This is a genomic window from Mesorhizobium sp. M4A.F.Ca.ET.022.05.2.1 (genome assembly GCF_003998845.1).
Classification (GTDB): domain Bacteria; phylum Pseudomonadota; class Alphaproteobacteria; order Rhizobiales; family Rhizobiaceae; genus Mesorhizobium.
Window position 1 is genome coordinate 1 of sequence record NZ_RZOJ01000844.1, and the last position, 419, is coordinate 419.

General features: G+C 68.7%; 1 protein-coding gene. It reads right to left on the bottom strand.

Annotation, left to right across the window (positions count from 1 at the left end; all coding sequences use genetic code 11):
- Positions 1–419 (bottom strand): class I SAM-dependent methyltransferase (locus EN745_RS35750; protein ID WP_145992370.1); only part of this gene is annotated, 419 nt, incomplete at both ends.

A 419-nucleotide genomic window follows, 5' to 3' on the forward strand; every position in this document is an offset into this window, starting at 1 on the left:
GCTTGAGCGCCGCCGCCAGATCGGCAAACAGGTCCTGCTTCTGCCAGCCGTCGAGATGATGGATGGCGAGCGAGGAGACGACCGCATGCGGCGGCTCGGCAAAGCGCCGCCAGCCGCTCTGCGCCAGTTCGAACGCGGCAGTGGCCAGGCGCCCGGCATGGTCGCGGCAGGTGGCCTGCGTCTGCTCCAGCATTTGCGCCGAGCCGTCGAGCGCCAGGACATGGCAGTCGGCAAAGCGCTCCAGCAGCGCGCGGCTGAGCAGCCCCTCGCCGGAGCACAGCTCGACCAGCAGGCCACCCGGCGCGGGTTGCGGAATGAGGTCAGCGATGATCCCGATCTGGCGCTCGCGGTCCGGCACGAAATAACGCCCGTTGTGCAGAAAGCCGCGAGAATGGTTCTCGTCCCAATGTGCCGTGCCG